The following is a 19,332-nucleotide window of genomic DNA, read 5'->3' as shown; positions in this document are numbered from 1 at the left end:
CCGTGATCCGGATCACAGGGCGTAAGGCAGACGCACTTCTCCTTCCCCATGAGCCGTCAGGAGATCACTCGATGCTGCCCTGGAACCCGCACCACGTCCGCAGATCCGTGGCCGCCGTGCTGCTGGCCGTCGCGGTCGCCCTCGTCCCCGCCACCACCGCCCGCGCGGACGACGCGCCCAGCCGTGGCTGGAACGACTACTCCTGCAAGCCCTCCACCGCCCACCCCCGGCCCGTCGTCCTGGTCCACGGCACCTTCGGCAACGCCGTCGACAACTGGCTGGGCCTCGCCCCGTACCTGGTCGCACGCGGGTACTGCGTCTACTCCCTCGACTACGGCCGGCTCCCCGGCGTGCCGTTCTTCCACGGGCTCGGTCCCATCGAGAAGTCCGCCGGGGAACTCGACGCGTTCGTCGACAAGGTGCTCGCCGCCACCGGAGCCGCCGAAGCCGACCTGGTCGGCCACTCGCAGGGCGGCATGATGCCCCGTCACTACCTGAAGTTCCTCGGTGGAGCGGCCGAGGTGAACGCGCTCGTCGGCATCGCTCCCGACAACCACGGCACGACCCTCGGCGGACTCACCGCGCTGCTGCCGTACTTCCCCGGCGCCGAGGACCTCCTCACCACCGCCACCCCCGCGCTCGCCGACCAGATCGCCGGATCCGCCTTCCTGAACCGGCTCAACGCGGGCGGCGACACCGTCCCCGGCGTCCGCTACACCGTGCTCGCGACCCGCTACGACCAGGTCGTCACGCCGTACCGCAGCGGTTTCCTGGAGGGGCCGAACGTACGCAACGTGCTGCTCCAGGACCTGTGCCCGGTGGACCTCTCCGAGCACCTGGCGATCGGGCTGTTCGACCGGATCGCCTTCCACGAGGTGGCCAACGCGCTCGACCCGGCGAACGCCAGGCCCACCACCTGCGCCGCCGCCTTCAGCTGACGGCCGCCGGGGTCCGGCCGGCCTGAGCCGCCGGCCGGACCCCGGAGTCACCTGCCGCCGGCCGCCGCCTTGCGGCGGACCGAGGCGAACAGCGCCGCCGCGCCGAGGGCCAGCGCCGCGGCGCCGCCCACGGCGAGGTACGCCGTGCCGCCGTCCCCGCCGGTCTCGGCGAGGCCCTGCGGCGCGCCCGCGGCCACGGGCCGGTTGGCCCGCGCCGGTCCGGCGGCTGCCGCCGCGGCGGGCTCCGCCGTCGTGCGGTGGTCGTCGTCGCCGTGGCCGTGGTTCTCGACGGTCGAGTGCTCGGCGCCGGCCTCGATCTGCTCCTGGGACGGCGCGGAGGCGACCGGGGCCGGCGCCGCGCCGCCACTCGTACCGCTGTCACTGCCGGTGGCGCCGCCGGTACCGGTGTCGCCGCTCGTCGTGTCACCGGGAGTGCCGGCCGTGGTGCCGCCGAAGCTGACGTCGGAACAGGAGTAGAAGGCCTCCGGGCTGTCCGAACGCTGCCAGACCGCGTACAGCAGGTGCTTGCCGGTGCGCTCGGGAAGCGTGCCGGAGAACGTGTAGAAGCCGCCCGCCGCCGCCGGATCGGTGGCGGTGGCCACCGGGTTCGCCAGGTCCAGGTCGTCCCAGGCGAGCGGCCGGGCGGGATCGTAGCCCGGCTTGGTCAGATACACCGTGAAGGTGCCCCGGTGCGGAGCGGTCACCCGGTACCTGAAGGTGTACGAGCCGCTGCGCACGCCGGTCGCCGGCCAGTCGGCCCGGGCCAGGTCCAGGCCCTTGAACGCCTCGTTGTTCGCGCTGCACAGCTTGCCGTCCGGGATCAGTGCCCGGTGCCGCCCGGCCGCGTCGCCGATCCGGATGCCGTTCCAGTCGTAGAGCGCCTGGGTGCCGCCCGCCGCGACCGCCGCCTTGCACGCCGCCGAGGAGGGACTCTCCGGACCCTCCGCGTAACACTGCGCGACCCGGCTGACCGGGTCGCCCATCGAGCCGTGCGCGGACGCGGGCGCCGCCGAGAGGGCGGCCAGGGCGAGCGGGCCGACGCCGAGGGCGGCGACGGTGGCGGCGGCCTTGCGGCGGGTTGCGGGCATGAAGGACTCCTGGGGCGGTCGGTGCTTCCGGTGATCCCGTGGGGTGATCAGAAGCTAGCCCCGCAAGCCCGCGAAAACGCCCGCGGACGGCGGCCGACGGGCATCCTTATGGTGCCGTTAAGGGAGCGCTCAGGCTGCGCTGAGGTAGGTACTGTGCGGGGCATGCGCGATCTGGAGATCCGGCCGGCCGCCGGCGCCGACATCCCCGCCGTGAAGTCCGTGACCGACGCGGCCTACCGGCACTACATCGCCCGCATCGGGGTGGTGCCCCAGCCCATGGAGGCGGACCACGCGGCGGACGTGGCCGCGGGGCGGGTGTTCGTCACCGGGGAGCCGGTGACCGGCCTCGTCGTCCTGGACGCGTACGCGGACCATCTGTTCCTCGACAGCATCGCCGTCCACCCCGACGCCCATGGCCGGGGCGTGGGGCGACGGCTGCTGCGGTTCGTCGACGCCCACGCGCGCGTGCTCGGCCTGTCCGAGATCAGGCTCTACACGAACGCGATGATGTGGGAGAACCAGGAGATCTACCCCAAGTACGGGTACGAGGCCGTGGAACGGCGCGTCGACGGGCCGTACGACCGGATCCACTACCGCAAGCTGCTGTGAACTAGCTTTCGGGCCACCAGGTGCGCGCGATGTCCTTGCGCACCTCGGGCCGCCCGGCGGGGCGCTCGTCGGCCGCCTCTTCGCGGACCCGGCGCGCGTCCGACGTCTTCAGGGGCTTCCGCACGGTCACACGGCGCATGTCTGCCTCCTTGTGGGACTACCGTGTTCCGCGTTCTCACGGAGGTAGGCCCGTTCGGTGAGACTTCCTCATCACCGCCCGAATAGTCTGTGGCGGCTGTCACGATTCGGTTGCCAGTGGCGGGTGTCACCGTTGGGGCCACGGCAAACCGGTGTGACCGGACGACTGCGCGGCGTGGCCGCCGGGCGCCGGTGTGTCACCGGCCCGTGACCGGGCGTGACTTCGCGGCGGATTCAGCTCAGCACGGACTCCAGGCCGCCCGCGCCCGTGGCCAGGCGCTCCAGCTCGTCGAGCGCCCGCAGTGCGGCCCGGGCGGCCTCGGGATCGCGCTCCGCGAGGCCGCTGTCGGCGAACTCGTCCTCGTCCAGGCGGCGCACATCCGACCCGTCGGCTGAGCGCCACAGGTCCAGGTCAAGGTCCTCGACGACCAGCTCGGCGCCGGTCCGGGTGGCCGGGCGGGTGACGTCGCAGTACCAGCCCTTCAGGGTCCCGTCGGCCGCGCGGACCTCCTTCACGGCGTACCAGCGGTCGCGCCAGTAGTACTCGGTGAAGACGTCGCCCGGCTCGAAGCGCACGAAGCCGAAGTCGCGGACGCCCCCACCCGCCCAGGCGGCGCGGACGGCCACCCGGGTCCCGTCGTCGTCGAGCAGCTCGGCGGCGTAGCGGATCTTCGTCCGCCCGGCCTTGAGCAGGACGACGTCCACCCGGTTCGCCGGTTCAGCCGAGTTCGCGGACATGACGCACCTCCGTGGCGCAGATCTGGTACCCGAACCACGTGTTGATCGCGAGCATCGGGCCGTTGCCGGTGTCGTTGCCGGTGAACGCCTCCGTGTACCCGGCGGCGCGCGCCCGGTGCAGGGAGTCGTTCTTGGCGAGTCTGGCCAGCCCCCGGCCGCGGAAGGCGCGGGCGGTGCCGGTCATCGCGGAGCCGTAGCGGCGGCGGGCGCGATCGGTGCGGGCCGCGCTGAACGCGACCGGACGGCCGTCGGCGACCGCCACCGACGTCAGCTCCGGATCGAACAGGGGGTCCTTCCAGGTCTCCTCGACCCACGCCTCGAAGTCGGTGAACCGCGCTCCGATGTCACCCGGTTCGTCCGCCGTCGCCTCCGCGTCCAGCTCGAACAGGGGACGCGGATCGCCCGCGTAGTCGGCGGCCGTGCGCAGCTCGACCCCCGGCGGCGGGTCCTGCCGGGGCGGCAGGGTGCCGTGCGCGAGGTCCAGGCGCAGGAAGTGCGCGGAGCGGCTGGGCCGGTAGCCGCGCCGCTCGGCGAAGGCCCGGTGCGCCGGCTCGTCCGGTACCCAGGAGAAGAGGCGGGTCGCGCCCAGCCCCGCCAGGTACTCCTCGGCGGTGCGCACCAGCAGCGAGCCGGCACCGCGCCGGGTCCGTCCCGGGTGCGTGTACACGTTGAGGTACCCCTGCCCCGGCCGCGGGCTGTCGTGGGCGAGGCCGGCCTGGGCCGTGCCGATGATCTCCCCGTCCTCCTCGGCGACGAACTGCCGGAAGCGGGCGTCGGGATGGCTGTGGGTGAGCTGGTGCAGGACGGAGTCCGGGGTCTGCGGGATGTACGGCAGGGCCAGACTGCGGACCTCCGCGAAGCCGGCGGCGTCGGCCCGTACGCCGGGACGCAGCTCACGCACGATGACGGTCATGACGGCGCAGGTTACGCGGGGAACGGGACCGGGTGCCTCCCATTTTCCGGGGGGTACGGGAGAATCGGCCCCGTGACCTTGAAGATCCACATCGATGAGGGTGCCGTACCGCCGTACGAGCAGGTACGGGCGCAGATCTCCGCACAGGCGCGGTCGGGGGAGCTGCCGGTGGGCTACCGGCTGCCGACGGTGCGCGGGCTGGCGGAGTCGCTGGGGCTCGCGGCGAACACCGTCGCCAAGGCCTACCGGGCGCTGGAGACGGACGGCGTGATCGAGACCCGGGGCCGCGGCGGCACGTTCGTCGCCGCGGCGGGCCCGGCGGCGGAGCGCGAGCTCGCGTCGGCTGCCCAGGCGTACGCCGAGCGCGCCCGCCGGCTGGGAGCGGACCGGGACGGTGCCCTGGCAGCGGTACGGGACGCCCTGCGGGCGGCGTACGGAGAGTGATCGCGGGCCGGCGTGTCCGGTACCGGGAGTGATCGCGGGCCGGCGTGTCCGGCACCGGGAGTGATCGCCGGCCGGCGTGTCCCTGAGGGGAGTGCTCCGGGCGGGCGTGTCCGGGACGAGTGATGGCCAGGGGTGGGCGGCCGGTGCCGGGCGGGTCTCCCGGGCCGGGAGCGCGGCGGGCAGGCGGGAGGGCGGCGCGCCCCGGTGGGTGGCTTCCGGGCCTGCGGAGCACCGCGACGGGCGGCGGCCCCGGGGCGGGGCGGGTGCCGCGCGGCGCGCGGGCGGGCCGGACGCCGGGCGGGGCGTGGTCAGCCGCCGGGTGCGGGGGCGAGCGTGGACGGGGTGCGGGTCACCGTGCGGCCCCGGGCGCCGGCCGCGCGGGCGAACACCATCGCGTCCCGCACGGCCGCCCCGCCGGGGTCGTTGTTGAAGTACGCGTACACGTCCCGGCCGTCGTCGAAGGCCTCCGCGATGCGCCGCAGCCAGGTCTCCAGGGCCTGCCGTCCGTAGCGCGGCCACGGCTGGGCCCGGCCCTGGTGGAAGCGCACGTAACCCCAGTCGGCCGTGCGCCACAGCGGGGTCACCGGGCGGGACAGGACGTCGGCCCAGCACAGTGCGGCGCCCCGGGACTCCAGCACCCGGCGGACCTCCGGCGTCCACCAGGACTCGTGCCGTGGTTCGACGGCGACCCGGGCCGACGCCGGGAAGCGGCGCAGGCAGGCGTCCAGCAGACCGGGATCGGCGCGCAGGGTCGGCGGCAGCTGCAGCAGGACGGGACCCAGCCGGTCGCCGAGCCCGGCCGCGCGGCCCATCAGCCGCTCCACCGGCTCCTCGGGGTCCTTCAGCCGCTTGATGTGGGTCAGATACCGGCTCGCCTTGACCGCGACGACGAAGTCGCCGGGCACCCGGTCCCGCCACGCCTCGAAGGTCTCCCGGGCCGGCAGCCGGTAGAACGCGTTGTTGATCTCCACCGTGGCGAAGTGCTCCGCGTACACCTCCAGCCAGCGCCGTGTGGGCACCTCGGGCGGGTACAGCCCGCCCTTCCAGTCCTTGTACTGCCACCCCGACGTGCCGACATGCAGAGGCATACCCCCATCAAAGCATCACAGGTACAGCCCCGCCTCCGACCCGCCCCGCGGCTCCGGCAGCGCGGTCTGGGAGGTGCCCCGGCGCAGCGCGTACAGTTCGGCCAGCGTCGCCCCGTCCCTCCCGACGGCCCGCTCCCGGCCCGCGACCTCCGGCCCCAGCCAGTCGATGGCCTCCGTCCGGGTCAGCCGCCCCACCTCGATCCGGGCCAGACAGCGGCCGGGCCGGACGACGGCGGGGTGCAGGCGCTCCAGGTCCTCGTTGGTGGTGACCCCGACCAGCACGTTGCGGCCCTGGCCGAGCAGCCCGTCGGTGAGGTTCAGCAGCCTCGACAGCGCCTGCCCCGCGGTGTGCTTGGCCTCGCCGCGGATCAGCTCGTCGCAGTCCTCCAGGAGCAGCAGCCGCCACCGGCCCTTGCCCGCCGCGTCCTCCTCGCCGATCGCGATGTCCATCAGGTAGCCGACGTCGCCGAACAGCCGCTCCGGGTCCAGCACGCAGTCGACCTGGCACCAGTCCCGCCAGGAGCGGGCCAGGGTGCGCAGCGCGGAGGTCTTGCCGGTGCCGGGCGGGCCGTGCAGCAGGAGCAGCCGGCCGGCGATGTCCTCCGGGGTGGTCTTCATCAGCCGGTCCATCGCCTCGGCGACCGGCGCGGTGTAGTTGGGCCGCACCTCGCCCCAGGTGCCCGCGGAGATCTGCCGGGTGGTGCGGTGCGGGCCGCGCCGCGGCGAGACGTACCAGAAGCCCATCGTGACGTTCTCCGGCTGCGGCTCCGGCTCGTCGGCCGCGCCCTCGGTCGCCTCGCGGAGCACCTTCGCCGCCAGGTCGGCGCTGGTCGCCGTCACGGTGACGTCGGCGCCCCGGTTCCAGCGGGACACCAGCACCGTCCAGCCGTCGCCCTCGGCGAGGGTGGCGCTGCGGTCGTCGTCGCGGGCCACCCGCAGCACGCGCGCGTCCGGCGGCAGCAGGGTCGCCCCGGAGCGGACGCGGTCGATGTTCGCGGCGTGCGAGTAGGGCTGCTCGCCCGTCGCGAAGCGGCCGAGGAACAGCGCGTCGACGACGTCGGAGGGCGAGTCGCTGTCGTCGACGTTGAGCCGGATCGGCAGTGCCTCGTGTGGGTTCGCGGACATGCCGCCATGATCGGGCACCGGGACGCCTCACGCACCCGGTTTCCACGGTGCGCGCGGAGTGTCGCACCGCGCGCCCCCGCCCCGGAACACCGCCCGCCCGCGCCGTCGCTGCCTCCGCCCGACATCTGCCGCGCCGCCCGGTCCCGCCGCTACCGTTGCACCGATGGCACGTCATGGGCGGGAGGCGGGGGCACGGCTGCGGCCGGCCGCGCTGCTCGGCGTGTCGGCGGCCGTCGCGGCCCTGCTGGTGGCCCTGGCCGGGATACTTCCCGGCGGCGGCGCCGGTACCGGGGGGACCACGTCCGGCGGCGACGAGGTGCACGGCGCGCCCGTCACCCCGCGCGGACGGCAGCAGCCGGACGTGGGCTGGGGCTTCACCCACACCCGGTTCAGCGCCGACGCGGGCAGCCCGCGGGCCGTCGCCCGCGTCGAGGAACGGCTGCGGGGCGGCCGGCTGCCGCAGAACCAGCACATCATGGGCTGGGGCGCCGACAATCCCGAGCCGGCGAAGGGCCGTTACGACTTCGCGGCCCTCGACCAGCGGGTCCGCTTCATGCGCGCCTCCGGCGCCACCCCGGTCATCACCCTGTGCTGCGCCCCGGACTGGATGAAGGGCGGCGAGGCCGGGAGGACCGACTGGAGCCAGGAGGCGCTGGAGACGGCGCCCGAGCCGGAGCACTACGACGACTTCGCCGCGCTGGCCGCGACCGTCGCCGAACGGTACCCGGACGTACGGCACTTCATCGTGTGGAACGAGTTCAAGGGCTTCTGGAACGACGCCGCGCAGCGCTGGGACCACGAGGGCTACACCCGCATGTACAACCTGGTGTACCGGGCGCTGAAGGACGTCGACGAGGACATCATGGTCGGCGGCCCCTACCTGGTCATGGACAGCCTCGACCCGCGCCAGGAGCACGCCTCCGCCGCGCTGAGGGGCCCGTGGGGCGCGCTGGACCAGCGGGTCCTGGACGCCTTCGCCCACTGGAACCGGCACAAGGCGGGCGCGGACTTCGTGGTCGTGGACGGCTCCGGCTACACCCGGGACGGCGAGCTGCGGCCCGACGAGTTCGCCGCCACCGCCAAGTTCACCGCGGTGGGGGAGTGGGTGCGCCGGCAGACCGGCGGCGGGCTGCCGCTGTGGTGGGCCGAGTACTACGTGGAGCCCGCCGACGCCGACGACCAGCGCCACGGCTGGACGGAGGCCCGCCGGACCGCCGTGCAGGCCGCCGGGCTGATCGCCATGGTGCGGGGCGGCGCCTCCTCCGGCTTCTACTGGAACCCGCAGGCCGAGCGGGGCCCCGGATGCCCCGGCTGCCTGTGGACCCCGACCGGCACCGCGGACGGCGGCGGGGAGCTGCCCATGTACGGCCTCCTCTCCCGGTTCGCCGCCGCCTTCCCGCCGGGGACGGCGTACGCCCGCGTCACCGCGGACCCCGAGGTCCGCGTGCTCGCCACCGGCCGGACGATCCTCGTCGTCAACACCCGCGGCCGGGCGCTGCGCGCGACGGTCGACGGCCGGGCCGTCGGCCTCCGGGCGTACGAGGTGAGGTGGCTGGCCCGCTAGGTGTATTGACCTGGAGCGTTGTCGACGCGGAGCGTCGGCGACCGACGACAACGCCGCGGATGCGCGGGCCAGGCCCCGCGACGCCGGGGTGATCCGAACGACAGGCCCTGGCCGGGCGTCCCGTCGGCCTGACCGGGCGGTGCCCGTCAGACGAGCGTCAGGAAGCGCTGCACCAGCGAGGCCAGCAGCACCGCGAGCAGCGGCAGCGAGAACCAGAAGCCGTCCTGCAGCCACCGCAGCCGCCGCACCCCGGGCCGCATCGCGACCCGCAGCACCTCGCGCGCCGCGAGGACCACGATCAGCACCGCCGCGGCGAGCGCGCCCACCACCGTCCACGGGGTCCAGGACACGAGCGGCCCGGCCGGGCCGGGGTCGGCCGCGGGCACGGCGCCCGCGGGCCGCGCCCGCAGCGCGTACACCGTCGCGTCCGCGTCGGCGAAGACCTTCCGCAGCTCCGGCCGCCGGTCCAGGTGGCGGAGCAGCCGGGGCTCCCAGTCGGGGGCGTAGCCGGCGTCCATCGTCAGATAGGTGACCTGACCGCGGTTCACCATCAGGTACGAGTTCGGGCCGGCGTCCGCGAGCGACTCCACCAGCCCCGACACCAGCTCGGGGTCGGCCGGTGCCCGCGCCGGCACGTACTCCACCTTCTCCATGTCCCGCGCCCCCCACGGCATCGCCGGTGTCACGTTCTCGAGCGGGTCGTCGCTGAGCCACAGCAGCCGCACGCTCGGATCGTCGTGCGCGTACACGTACTCCATGGCCGCGACCTCGCCGGGCCGGATCCGCTCGAACGGCTCGTTGCCCCAGCGGGCCACCAGGAACCCGCCCATGAGCACCAGTCCGGCCGTCAGCGCGGCCAGCGGGGCGAGGAGGCCCCGGGCCCTCTCCCGCTCCCTCGCGGCGGCACCGGTGCGCGGGAACAGCGCGAGGGCGGCCAGCGGCGCCGCGCCGGGCAGCGCGAACAGGAAGACCCGCAGCGCCATCTCGCCGCCGTACGACTGCATGGCGAAGCCGAGGAACGGCACGAGGGCGAGGACCGGCAGCGCATGCTCGCGGTACCGGTGGGCGCGCCGCCGCCACCAGCCCCAGCAGGCCAGCGCCAGCAGCCCGCCGGCCAGCGCGACCCGCGTGTACAGCACCAGTGCGTGGGTGGAGCTGCCGCCCTCGATCCGGCCGGACACCGACGAGGACACGTTGCCGCCGATCCCGCCGACCCCGCCGAACAGCTCGTCGAAGTGCCCGGACCAGTACGGCTCGGCCATGAAGCCGATCCAGGACACCACCGCGACGCCGAACAGCAGGGGCAGGCCGCGCAGTTCGCAGCGGCCGGTGACGACCAGCAGCGTGACCACGCCCAGCGTCATGAACGGGGTGAGCTGGTGGGCGGGCACGGTCGCCAGGAACAGGCCGATCACCACGAGCAGCAGCACCGCCCGCTGCCGCCGGTCCGCCGGCTCGGTCTCCGCCTCGCCGGGCCGCAGCCGCGTCCAGATCACGCGCGGGGCGCGGAACCAGACCAGCAGGACCGCCACGAGGACGAGGTGGAGGAGGTAGGTGAAGCCCTGCGGGGAGAAGTAGTCCTGGCCGACCCAGCCGCTCAGCGCGAACAGCCACACGCCGGTCCACTTCGCCCGCGGGCTCGCCCGCAGCGAGCGGGTGAGCAGGAACATCGGCGCCAGGTACAGCAGCTGGATCACCGTCGGCCACCAGCGGATCACCTCGGTGAGGTCGCCGGCCCCGCAGGCCCGGGCGGCGAACGCGGCCACCGCGAAGAAGCCCGGCCAGCTCCAGCGCGCGTCCAGGTCGGGCACGGCCGTGCCGGTCCGGTCGATGTGGTCCAGGAAGCCGAGGTGCTGCCAGGCGGTCGCGAACCGCGGCTCCGTCTCGATCACGGCGGGCAGCGCGTGCAGCGACACCACGGTGGCCAGCAGGGTCACCAGCAGCAGGGCCCGGCGTTCCCGGCCCGGCCGGAGCAGCAGGGCGAACACCACCACCAGCAGCCCGGCGCCGGCCAGCGTCGGGGCGGGCAGCACGGAGACCAGCCCGAGCCCGCCCATCCGGTCCAGGTCGGCCTCGTCGAGCCGGACGGCGGGCACCCAGTACAGCAGCAGGGCGAGGATCAGCAGACAGCACGGCACCACGCCGTCACGGCCCGGCGCCGGCCGCCGGGCCGCGGCCGGGGCGGGCACCGCGTCCGCTCCCCGACCGGCGGGCCCGCCGGCCGGTGCCGGATCCCCGGGGCCGGTGGCGCCGGGCGGTGCCGCCCGCACCGTCCGGTACAGCCGGGGCGCGGCGATCGCCACGATGACCGAGAGGCTGACGATCTCCGCGACGCCCGCGCCGGTCAGGCCCATCCGGGGGAGCAGCAGCATCGTCAGCCCGAGCACCAGGACGCACAGCAGGCCCTGGAGCCAGGCGAGCCCGGCCGTGCGGTCGCGCGCCCGCAGCACCGCGAAGTACGTCTCCGTGACCACGCGCAGCAGCGCGCCGACCGCGAACCAGCGCAGCAGCGGGGTGGCGGCGTCCGCGTAGCCCGCGCCGAACACGCCGAGGATCCAGGGCGCGCCGAAGAACAGCACCGCGCAGACCGGCAGCATGATCCGGGCCATCCGGCGCAGCGCCGCGCGGGTGTCGGCGGCGAGCCGCCCCGGGTCGTGGGAACCCTCGACGGTCAGCGACGCGCCCATGTTGACGGCGAGCAGGCTGACCGTGCCGCCGATGGTCGCGGTGACGTAGTAGTACGCGTTGTCCTCGGCACCGACCTGCGTGGCCACGATCACGGGCACCAGGTGGACCACGGCGAGCGAGAACAGCGAGCCGGTGCAGTCACCCGCGAGGAACCGGCCGATCTCCCTCGGGGACGGCGGCCCGGTGTGCTCCCCGGTGGCCGCGGCGTGCCGGGGCACCAGCCGCCGCAGCACCAGCCAGCCCAGCGGGAGGACCGAGACGGCGGTCGCCGCGGCCCAGGACACGAAGACGCCGGCCGTCGGGACGGCCGCCGCGCACGCGACCAGCAGGCCCAGCTTCACCGCGGAGAACGCGGTGTTGCCGGCCGGCACCCACAGCGCGCTGCGCAGCCCGGTCAGCACCCCGTCCTGGAGGGTGAGCAGGTTCCAGGCGATCACGGCGGCCACGAAACCCAGCCCGTTCACCGGTCCGTCCAGGAAGCCGTACGACGGCCCCCACCGCTCCAGCGTCAGCAGGAAACCCACGGCCGCCAGCGCCACCACCAGCGAACTGCCCGCGTACGCGCCGACGACGAGCCGCCCGGTGGCGCGCCCGGCGACCGGGACGAACCGGGCCAGGGTGCCGGTCAGGGTGAGCGCGGTCAGCCCGGCGAGGAGCTTCATCGCGGCGATGGCGGCGGAGCCCTGGCCGACCGCCGACTCGGAGTAGTAGCGGGCCGCCGCCAGCCAGAACCCCAGCCCCAGCACCGCGGAGATCGCGGTGTTGAGCATCAGCGCGTAGGCGTTGCGGAACAACTGGCCGCCGCCCGGCCGCCCGCGCGTCCCCTCCTCCGGGGCGGCGGACGTGCCGGGCTGCGTCATGGCGGTCGTGTCAGACACGGGCGCGGACGGCCTTCCGGCTGATCCGCCGGGCTCCGCGGACCACGGCGTACCCCTTGGTCAGGGCCCGGTCGACGGCGAACGAGCGGGCGATCGCCCTGCCCTCGACCAGCCGGGCGAACTCCTCGGTGCCGGTGGTGCGCCGTACGGTGAGCCGGCGCAGCGCGTAGGGCCCCTGACGGCGCCGGGCCAGCCCGTTGCCGACGGCGAGCGCCTGCGCGAACCCGGCCGCCCGCACCTCCTGCCGCACCCGGCGGCTCGAGTAGCCGTACGGGTAGGCGAACGACGCCGGAGGCGCGCCCAGTTCACCGGCGAGCAGGTCGCGGCAGTGGGCCACCTCGAACCGCAGGGCGTCGTCGTCGAGCTGGTCGAGCTGCGGGTGGCGGTGACTGTGACCGCCGATCTCCACCCCCGCGTCGGCCAGTTCGCGCACCTCGCGCCAGTCGAGCATGGTGTCCGGGGCGCCGCCGGTGTCGTACGGGCCGCGGAGCCAGCCGGTGGAGACGAACAGCGTGGCCGGGAAGCCGTGCCCGGCGAGCACGGGCAGGGCGTGCCGGCGCACGCCCGCGTAGCCGTCGTCGAAGGTGACCAGGACCGGGCGGGGCGGCAGCGGGCGGCCGTCGCGCCAGCGGGCGGCCAGAGCGGCCGTGGTGAGCGGGGTCAGGCCCAGGTCGCCGATCACCTCCATCTGGGCGGCGAACGCCTCCGGGGTGACCGAGAGGGCGCGCGTCGCGTCGTTCGGGTCGGACGCCACCGCGTGGTACATCAGGACCGGCACGCCGGTGTCCGCGGTCATCCGCCCACTCCCGCGGCCGGCGCCGCGGCGAACGCGGCCCCGCCCCGGCGCGCCCGCACGCTCCCCACGACGTACCCGCCGGCCGCCGCCAGCCCGCCGGCGACGATCGCCCCGGCCCGCCCCGCGCCGCCCGGCCGGGCGAGCAGCGCGTCGCGCAGCCCGCGCGCCACCCCGGCGGGCAGCACCCGCCCGGCGTACCGCCGCTCCGACTCCAGTCCCTTGCCCGCGCCGACGCTCCGGGCGACCAGCGCCTTCGACAGGCCCTCGGCGTACGTCCGCGTGCGGAAGTAGCCGAACCGCTCGCGCCCCGCCGGCACCCGGTGGTGGACGACCGCCCGGTCGTCGATCAGCAGGACCGCGCCGGGCACCGCCCGGGTGAGCCGGATGCACAGCTCCGTCTCCTCGCAGCCCAGCGGACGCCTGCCGCCGTCACGGCCGATGCCGGTGGCGAAGCCGCCCGCCGCGGTGAACGCGGTCCGGCGGAAGGAGGCGTTCCCGCCGAGCACGTTGCGCACCCGCACCCGGCCGGGCGGCAGGCCCTTGTAGGTGCAGCCCACCACCCAGTCGAACTCCTCCGGGAACCAGACGGGACGGCGGCCCGACGCCCAGACGGGCACCGTACGGCCGCCGACCGCCAGCACCCGCGGGTCCGCGTAGCCCTCGGCGAAGTGGCGCAGCCAGTCCCGTTCGGCGACGGCGTCGTCGTCGAGGAAGGCGATCACCTCGCCGTGCGAGGCGGCGATGCCGGTGTTGCGCCCGGCGGACAGCCCGCGGGGGCCCGCGTTGGCGAGCACCCGCACGTCCCCGGCCGCCTCGTACTCCCCGGCCAGCCGGTCCCGCAGCGCCCGGTTGTGGTCGACGACCAGCAGGATCTCCAGCGCGGGCCGGGACTGCGCCCGCACCGAGGCGACCGCGGCGCGGATCTCCTCCCAGCGGTCCGCGGTGTAGGCGCAGATCACGACGGAGATCGCGGGCGCGCCCGGGGTCCCGCCCCCCGTACCGCTCAAGACGCCTCTCCCCGCACGGCGTCCAGCAGTGGCGAGGCGTGCGCCCGGCGGCGCAGGGCCCGCCGGTTGGAGCGCTCCCGCAGGATGACGCGCAGCACCCGCAGCCCGTCGCGCACGGCGCTGAGGTTGCTGGTGCCGTGGATGCGCAGATACTCGTGGCTCGGTATCTCCTGCACCCTCAGGCCCGCCTTGACCACCCGGACGTTCATCAGGGTCTCCACCTCGAAGCCGGTGCAGTCCAGGTCGATCTCGTCCAGGCAGCGCCGCCAGAACGCGTTGTAGCCGTAGCACAGGTCGGTGTAGCGGGCGCCGAACTTGCGGTTGACGACGGCGCACAGGGTGCGGTTGCCGAGTTTGCGGACGAAGGTCATGTCGTCGGTGCCGCCCCCGTTGGCGAAGCGGGAGCCCTTGGCGAAGTCCGCGCCCGAGACCAGGGCGGAGACGTACGACACGATCTCGTTGCCGTCGGCCGAGCCGTCGGCGTCGACCATCACGATGATGTCGCCGCTGCAGGCCGCGAACCCGCTGATCAGGGCGTCCCCCTTGCCCGTGCCGCGCTGCCGGACGACCTTCACACCGGGCCACAGGTCACGGGCGACCTCGACGGTGGCGTCGGTCGAGTTGCCGTCGACCAGGACCACCTCGTGTATCCAGCCGGGCAGGGTCTTGAAGACGTAGGGAAGGTTTTCGGCCTCGTTCATGGCGGGGATGACCACGCTCACGGGCGGCGCGATGGCCAGGTGGGAGGAGATCGGCCGGTACGCGGTCGCCCCGGCCGGTCCGTCGTCGGCCGCCCGGCGCAGTGCTGAACTGCTCATGGGTTCGGTCCCTCTCGTCCGGTGGACCGCCCGCCCCTGGGGCGGCCCGGCTGTGTGTCCGGTTCGAAAGGGGGGTTGCGTCACTGGCACAACTCGCCGGTGCCGTGGGACGGCAGCCGGTTGCGCGGCACGTCCCGGTCGCCCGTGCGGACGCACGCCGGCCGGACACGGCACCCCCCTACCGCGCCTCGCACCGGCACCACCGCGGCTTGAGCCCTCCCCCGGCCCGCTGGGTGGTGGTCGATGCGAGTGAGATGTACGACGGTATTGATGCATGAGCCCCTATGGCAAGGCTTGGGACGGAACCTGACGTTTCCGGCGGTTTTCTCCTCACGGCCGGCCCGAGCGGATCCTTCCCGCCCACTTCAGCAGCCGGTCGGCGGGCTCCGACAACTCCGGCCGGGAGACCACCGCGTTGCGCAGGGCCCGCACCGGGGCCCGCCGTGCCCGGTGCCCGAACGCCACCGGGTGACGGCGCGTCACCCACCCCTCGGACACCGCGAGGTCCCGGGTCTTCAGGGACTCCTTGTACTCCTTCCGCCCCCGGCCCAGATCCAGGTAGGCGATGCCGTCGGCGGCGGCCGCCTCGGCCATCCGCAGGTGCAGGACCAGGCCCGGGGAGTACCTGGCGAACGCCGGGTCGTACGCCGGGAACCAGCACGCGAGGATCCGCTCGCCGCGCAGCCCGAAATGGGCCGCGACCGGCCTGCCGCCCGCGTACAGCACGGACAGGATCCCGGCGAACCGGTCGGTGCGGGTGTGGAAGAGCCGGTGGACCAGGCCGGTGATCCAGTCCTGGGCGAAGCGGTCGCTGCGCCCGGTGCGCCGGTACTGCGCCGACTTCCAGCGCGTCAGCGTGCGCAGCACGGCCGGGTCCCGCTCGTCGTGCACGTAGGAGACCTCCCCGGCGTCGCGTCCCAGTCTGCGCTCCTTGGCGAGCGTGGTCCGGGTGAACTTCGGCGACCGCTCGCGCAGCCCGGCGAGATAGGTGTCGTAGCCCTGGTCGACGTCCACGACCGGGGACGGGAAGGTGCCGGTGATCCCGGCTTCGAACGGCCGCTGGCCCCCGACCAGGTGGTCGAACTCCCAGACCGCGAGCCCGCAGGCGCGCAGCAGCTCCCGGGCGTCCCAGGTGAAGCCGGGGCGGTGCACCACGCCCTGCGCGTCGGAGACGCCCAGACCGATCGCCCGGCCCACCCCGGCGGCGGACCGCTGGAAGGGGAGGAACGCGACCGGATCGCCCTCCTCCCGGAGCACGGCGATCCGCACCCCGCGCCGGTACCGGCCCACCGCGAGGGCGAACTCGGGGGACAGGAACGGGTTGCCCAGTTCCGGCGCGCCGTGCGGACGCGCCCCGGCCTGGAGCGCGGACCACGCGGCCCGGTCCGCGGCGGTCAGCTCCCCGGGGCGGTGCACACGGATGTCCACGTCACCGGCCCCGTCCGCTCGGTCTGCGGTCGTGCGCCCGGCGTGCCGCGACCAGCAGGAGCACCAGGGCGCTGAACGCGGTCACGGCCACCAGCCCGCCGCGTACCGACCAGTGGCGCGTGGCCAGCATGACCTGGGCCACCAGCAGGTCGACGGCCATCGCCCCCGCCAGCGCGGCGACGGCGCGGCCCAGGGGTTCGAGGCCGGTGAGCGCGGCGGCGATCGCCGCGGCCGGCGCCGCGATCAGGAAGAACAGCGCGAACGGGCCGCGCAGCGGCGACTCCTGGCCGGTGAACGCGAGCAGCGCGCCCAGCGCGCCGGCGGCGGTGGCGGCGCCCGCGAGCAGTGCCGTCAGGTCCCTGGCCGGCCCCGACCGCGTCCGTTCGGCGCCGTCCGTCCCGTCCGCCGGATCCGTTCCGTCCGCCGGGTCCGTCCCGTCCGTCGTGTCCGGTCCGCCTGGACCGGTGGTGCTGCGACTGGTCTGCATGGGCGACTGTGCCCCCCGGAGCGCCGGATGGAGGGCTTCAATGTGGCGCAGGGCCGAGGGGACGTCAAGACCGCGCCGGTGTTCCCCGCAGGCGCCGCGCACCTCCGGGGAACACCGGGTCAACTCGGCCGCGGGTGGGTCACGGGACGAGCTTCAGCAGGCGGTTCGGGGAGCCGCTGCCGGGGCTGGTCACCTTGCCGGTGGTCGCGCCGGCGGTCAGTGCCGCGGCGACCTGCGCCGGGGTGGCGGACGGGTGCCCGGCCAGGTAGACCGCCGCCGCGCCGGCGACGTGCGGGGTCGCCATCGAGGTGCCGGAGATGGTGTTCGTCGCGGTGTCGCTGGTGTGCCAGCCGGCCGTGATGGAGGAGCCCGGGGCGAAGATGTCCAGCACCGAGCCGTAGTTGGAGTAGCTGGCGCGGGCGTCGGTGCTGGTGGTGGCGCCGACGGTGATCGCCTCGGCGACCCGTGCCGGGGAGAAGGAGGAGGCGTTGGCGTTGCTGTTGCCCGCCGCGACCGCGTAGGTGACCCCGCTGGCGATGGAGTTGCGCACCGCCGTGTCCAGCGTGCTGGAGACGCCGCCGCCGAGGGACAGGTTGGCGACCGAGGGGCCGGAGTGGTTCTTCGTCACCCAGTCGATGCCCGCGATCACGCCGGCCGTGGTGCCCGAGCCGCTGTTGTTCAGCACCCGCACCGCGACGATCTTCGCCTTCTTTGCGACGCCGTAGGTCGAGCCCGCGATGGTGGTGGCCACATGGGTGCCGTGGCCGTTGCCGTCCTGGGCGGTGGTGTCGCCGTCGACGGCGTCGTAGCCGTTGACGGCGCGGCCGGTGAGCTGGGAGTGGGTGATGCGCACGCCGGTGTCGATGACGTAGGCGGTCACGCCGGTGCCCGCGCTGTCCGGGTAGGTGTAGGTGCCGGAGAGCGGCAGCGAGGTCTGGTCGATGCGGTCCAGGCCCCAGGGGGCGTTGGACTGGGTGGCGTCGACGGAGACGCGCTGGTTCTGCTCGACGGCGGCCACGGCCGGGTCGGCGGCGAGTCTCTTCGCCTCGGTCGCGGAGAGGGTGGCGGTGTAGCCGTTCAGCGCGCTGCCGAACGTCTGGCGCACCGCGCCGCCGTACTCCTCGATCAGGTCCTTGCCCTGGCCCGACGCGGCCTTGAAGCCGGCGCCCTGCTTGAGGGTGACGATGTAGCTGTCCTTGATCGCGGTGGGGGAGCCGGCCGCGAGCACGGTGCCCTGGGCCGGGGCGGCCTGGGCGGGGAGGGCGGTGAGCCCGCCCACGAGTGCGGCGGTGGCCATGCTGGTTATCGCGGCGAGCCGCACCTTCTTGCTCCGCAGGTGTGCCATGACGAGGGAGTCCTCCTCTGGGCGGCGCGCGCCCGGTGGGGCGCTGCGTCTGTGGGGGATGTGCGCGTGCTCGCGCACACGGCCCGGAGCGGGGCGTACCGCCGCGGGCCTGGATCAAGCGTGGGCGCTCCGGGTGCGGGGAACAAGGGAGTTGAGCACCCGTCAACAAATCTGTCATGTACGCGAAATCAAGGGCAGGGGTGCGGTCGGGGATCGGACCGGAAGTGACCCCTAACGGTCTGAAAAGCGATCGGGAACAGTTCTGGAAGCGGCCTCGAACGCACACGAAAGACTTGGCATGGACACTTCCCGTCAACACGCGTAGTTGGTACCACGGTTGTGGCGGAGATCCTGCTAAAGGGAGGTTCCATGAGACGTTCCCGACTTGTCGCATACCTGAGCGCGGCCCTCCTCGGCGTCGCAGCGACGCTCACCGGAGTCACCGGGGCCCACGCGACCGAAGCCGCGGCCACCGGCTACGTGGCACTCGGCGATTCCTACTCCTCCGGCCTCGGCGCGGGCAGCTACATCAGCTCCAGCGGCGACTGCAAGCGCAGCACCAAGGCGTACCCCCAGCTGTGGGCCGCCGCCAACGCCCCCTCGTCCTTCCACTTCACCGCCTGCGCGGGCGCCCGCACGGACGACGTCCGCAACAACCAGCTCGCCCCGCTCGGCACCGGCACCGGCCTCGTGTCCATCAGCGTCGGCGGCAACGACGCCGGCTTCGGCGACGTCATGACGACCTGTGTCACCCAGTCCGACAGCACCTGCATCAGCCGCATCAACACCGCCAGGGCCTACGTCGACTCCACCCTGCCCGGCAAGCTCGACGCCGTGTACTCGGCGATCCGCGCCAAGGCGCCCTCCGCGCATGTCGTCGTGCTCGGCTACCCCCGCTTCTACAAGCTCGGCGCCACGTGCCTGGGCCTGTCCGAGGCCAAGCGCAGCGCCATCAACCAGGCGTCCGACCACCTGAACGCCGCGATCGAGAAGCGTGCCATGGACCACGGCTTCACCTTCGGTGACGTCCGCTCCACCTTCACCGGCCACGAGATCTGCTCCGGCAGCTCCTGGCTCCACAGCGTCAACTGGCTGAACATCAGCGAGTCGTACCACCCGACCGCGAGCGGGCACTCCGGTGGCTACCTGCCGGTGTTCCGCAGCGCGGCCTGACCCGCGGGCCCGGCACCCCACGCCCCCTGTGGACCCTGCACGCCCCCGGTGGACTCCTCACGCACCG

The 19,332-nt window shown here is 74.4% G+C and carries 18 protein-coding genes; 5 read left to right on the top strand and 13 right to left on the bottom strand.

Features of this window, described 5'->3' with window-relative positions; translation table 11 throughout:
- Positions 1–71: 71 nt before the first annotated feature.
- Positions 72–938, top strand: coding sequence for an esterase/lipase family protein (locus SGLAU_RS07540; RefSeq protein ID WP_043499480.1), 867 nt, complete (start codon positions 72–74; stop codon positions 936–938).
- 47 nt (positions 939–985) lie between these two features.
- Here the strand turns inward: SGLAU_RS07540 and SGLAU_RS07535 are convergent, their stop codons facing one another.
- Positions 986–2,026, bottom strand: coding sequence for a lytic polysaccharide monooxygenase (locus tag SGLAU_RS07535; RefSeq protein ID WP_043499477.1), 1,041 nt, complete (start codon positions 2,024–2,026; stop codon positions 986–988).
- Positions 2,027–2,188: 162 nt separating this feature from the next.
- On the opposite strand from SGLAU_RS07535, the gene SGLAU_RS07530 reads away from it, so the two are divergent.
- Positions 2,189–2,635: a GNAT family N-acetyltransferase gene (locus SGLAU_RS07530; protein ID WP_043506389.1), complete on the top strand. Its 447-nt coding sequence runs from the start codon at positions 2,189–2,191 to the stop codon at positions 2,633–2,635.
- Between the two features lies 1 nt (position 2,636).
- Here the strand turns inward: SGLAU_RS07530 and SGLAU_RS35610 are convergent, their stop codons facing one another.
- The 3 genes from SGLAU_RS35610 to SGLAU_RS07520 form a co-directional block, all read right to left on the bottom strand.
- Positions 2,637–2,774, bottom strand: a complete 138-nt coding sequence (locus SGLAU_RS35610) for a hypothetical protein (RefSeq protein WP_099052774.1) — start codon at positions 2,772–2,774, stop codon at positions 2,637–2,639.
- 233 nt (positions 2,775–3,007) lie between these two features.
- Positions 3,008–3,511, bottom strand: coding sequence for a DUF402 domain-containing protein (locus tag SGLAU_RS07525; protein ID WP_043499475.1), 504 nt, complete (start codon positions 3,509–3,511; stop codon positions 3,008–3,010).
- Entirely contained in the window at positions 3,492–4,424 is a 933-nt protein-coding gene (locus tag SGLAU_RS07520; protein ID WP_043499473.1) for a GNAT family N-acetyltransferase, read from the bottom strand. Before SGLAU_RS07520 ends, SGLAU_RS07525 begins: the two co-directional genes overlap by 20 nt.
- Before the next feature lie 72 nt (positions 4,425–4,496).
- Here SGLAU_RS07520 and SGLAU_RS07515 point away from each other — a divergent pair, with 72 nt between their 5' ends.
- Complete coding sequence (locus SGLAU_RS07515; RefSeq protein WP_043499470.1) at positions 4,497–4,868, top strand: GntR family transcriptional regulator; 372 nt, start codon at positions 4,497–4,499, stop codon at positions 4,866–4,868.
- A 308-nt stretch (positions 4,869–5,176) separates the two neighbouring features.
- Here the strand turns inward: SGLAU_RS07515 and SGLAU_RS07510 are convergent, their stop codons facing one another.
- Both SGLAU_RS07510 and SGLAU_RS07505 read right to left on the bottom strand, forming a co-directional pair.
- On the bottom strand, positions 5,177–5,956 hold the full coding sequence (locus SGLAU_RS07510) for a DUF72 domain-containing protein (RefSeq protein ID WP_043499469.1): 780 nt from the start codon (positions 5,954–5,956) through the stop codon (positions 5,177–5,179).
- 15 nt (positions 5,957–5,971) lie between these two features.
- A complete protein-coding gene (locus SGLAU_RS07505) occupies positions 5,972–7,081 on the bottom strand; it encodes a DUF5925 domain-containing protein (RefSeq protein WP_043499468.1) in 1,110 nt (369 codons plus the stop codon).
- A gap of 163 nt (positions 7,082–7,244) precedes the next feature.
- On the opposite strand from SGLAU_RS07505, the gene SGLAU_RS07500 reads away from it, so the two are divergent.
- Positions 7,245–8,645 carry a GH39 family glycosyl hydrolase gene (locus SGLAU_RS07500; protein ID WP_043499467.1) on the top strand — a complete coding sequence of 467 codons (1,401 nt, stop codon included), beginning with the start codon at positions 7,245–7,247 and terminating at the stop codon, positions 8,643–8,645.
- Between the two features lie 146 nt (positions 8,646–8,791).
- Here the strand turns inward: SGLAU_RS07500 and SGLAU_RS07495 are convergent, their stop codons facing one another.
- From SGLAU_RS07495 to SGLAU_RS07465, 7 genes are all read right to left on the bottom strand, one after another.
- Positions 8,792–12,211 carry a lipopolysaccharide biosynthesis protein gene (locus SGLAU_RS07495; RefSeq protein WP_043499465.1) on the bottom strand — a complete coding sequence of 1,140 codons (3,420 nt, stop codon included), beginning with the start codon at positions 12,209–12,211 and terminating at the stop codon, positions 8,792–8,794.
- On the bottom strand, positions 12,204–13,007 hold the full coding sequence (locus SGLAU_RS07490; protein WP_043499463.1) for a polysaccharide deacetylase family protein: 804 nt from the start codon (positions 13,005–13,007) through the stop codon (positions 12,204–12,206). The genes SGLAU_RS07495 and SGLAU_RS07490 overlap by 8 nt, the downstream gene beginning before the upstream one ends.
- Positions 13,004–14,014 (bottom strand): glycosyltransferase family 2 protein, encoded by a 1,011-nt coding sequence (locus tag SGLAU_RS07485; RefSeq protein WP_244315188.1) that lies wholly within the window; start codon positions 14,012–14,014, stop codon positions 13,004–13,006. The genes SGLAU_RS07490 and SGLAU_RS07485 overlap by 4 nt, the downstream gene beginning before the upstream one ends.
- Positions 14,011–14,832: a glycosyltransferase family 2 protein gene (locus SGLAU_RS07480; protein ID WP_043499460.1), complete on the bottom strand. Its 822-nt coding sequence runs from the start codon at positions 14,830–14,832 to the stop codon at positions 14,011–14,013. The genes SGLAU_RS07485 and SGLAU_RS07480 overlap by 4 nt, the downstream gene beginning before the upstream one ends.
- A gap of 330 nt (positions 14,833–15,162) precedes the next feature.
- A complete protein-coding gene (locus tag SGLAU_RS07475) occupies positions 15,163–16,260 on the bottom strand; it encodes a GNAT family N-acetyltransferase (protein ID WP_043499457.1) in 1,098 nt (365 codons plus the stop codon).
- A gap of 1 nt (position 16,261) precedes the next feature.
- Positions 16,262–16,747 (bottom strand): hypothetical protein, encoded by a 486-nt coding sequence (locus tag SGLAU_RS32825; protein ID WP_244315187.1) that lies wholly within the window; start codon positions 16,745–16,747, stop codon positions 16,262–16,264.
- A 139-nt stretch (positions 16,748–16,886) separates the two neighbouring features.
- Positions 16,887–18,092, bottom strand: coding sequence for a S8 family peptidase (locus tag SGLAU_RS07465; protein WP_043499454.1), 1,206 nt, complete (start codon positions 18,090–18,092; stop codon positions 16,887–16,889).
- A gap of 369 nt (positions 18,093–18,461) precedes the next feature.
- Between SGLAU_RS07465 and SGLAU_RS07460 the strand changes: the two genes are divergently transcribed.
- On the top strand, positions 18,462–19,265 hold the full coding sequence (locus SGLAU_RS07460; protein ID WP_043499453.1) for an SGNH/GDSL hydrolase family protein: 804 nt from the start codon (positions 18,462–18,464) through the stop codon (positions 19,263–19,265).
- Positions 19,266–19,332 lie beyond the last annotated feature (67 nt).

The sequence above is a fragment of the Streptomyces glaucescens genome, from assembly GCF_000761215.1.
GTDB classification, from domain to species: domain Bacteria; phylum Actinomycetota; class Actinomycetes; order Streptomycetales; family Streptomycetaceae; genus Streptomyces; species Streptomyces glaucescens_B.
Note: the sequence above shows the minus strand (reverse complement) of the source record. Positions and strands in the feature narration are given on the sequence as shown.